The following is a 673-nucleotide window of genomic DNA, read 5'->3' as shown; positions in this document are numbered from 1 at the left end:
ATAGATGCTTTTATTAATTATTCAAACAAATACGGATTGATGGTTATACGACTGTGTTGCATTAATAGTGGTAAGTCAGCAAATAGTGAGTACTTATCTTCATCACAGACTTTATCTATCAAAATCCCAATCAATTTAGTGCAAATTTAGCCCGATGAGAGCGAATGGGATATAGCAGGCTTTGTCGCATTAAGGCGCTGTTAGGTAACATGCTGTTTTTTTTTGTGATGTTACCTGCCCATGTCTCTGATCCGAAACGCCCTCTGTCGCCTGCATTATCCCGTCGATATTATTGCTCAGTGTGTCCGCTGGTATTGAGCTGCTACAGATAATCCGCAAAGGACAACTTCATCATCCTACTGGTGACGGATTGTCACCGGCAGAACAATTTTATCTGTTGGCGGCTTGAAAAATAGGCAGTGCTATTTTGCCGACCTCGCTCTGTTAATGCGACAAACCTACAAATATGGAGTAGTTTAATTTTCACGGCAAACTTAAACCAGAGCTAAACGAATGGGGGATTTACATATTTCGTATGAATAATCTGGGTAGCAATATTTTTAGTGAGATAATTACAATTAAAATCAACGGCATTTCTTACCTGATAAGGAGTATCATCGCGGCAGAAAAATTACGTTAATGATGCAATCCCAACTCGAAAAATTAAAAATAT

The 673-nt window shown here is 38.6% G+C and carries 2 pseudogenes; both read left to right on the top strand.

The annotated features are described in order from the left end of the window. Positions 1-240 precede the first annotated feature (240 nt). Positions 241-315: pseudogene (locus tag V2A85_RS24255) on the top strand (IS6 family transposase); the annotation flags it as partial. After that, positions 308-409: pseudogene (locus V2A85_RS24250) on the top strand (IS6 family transposase); the annotation flags it as partial. The pseudogenes V2A85_RS24255 and V2A85_RS24250, both read left to right, overlap by 8 nt. Positions 410-673 lie beyond the last annotated feature (264 nt).

The sequence above is a fragment of the Yersinia sp. 1252 StPb PI genome (assembly GCF_048593885.1).
GTDB classification, from domain to species: Bacteria; Pseudomonadota; Gammaproteobacteria; order Enterobacterales; family Enterobacteriaceae; genus Yersinia; species Yersinia enterocolitica_E.
The sequence above is the reverse complement of the archived record's forward strand: the minus strand, read 5'-3'. Positions and strand labels throughout refer to the sequence as shown.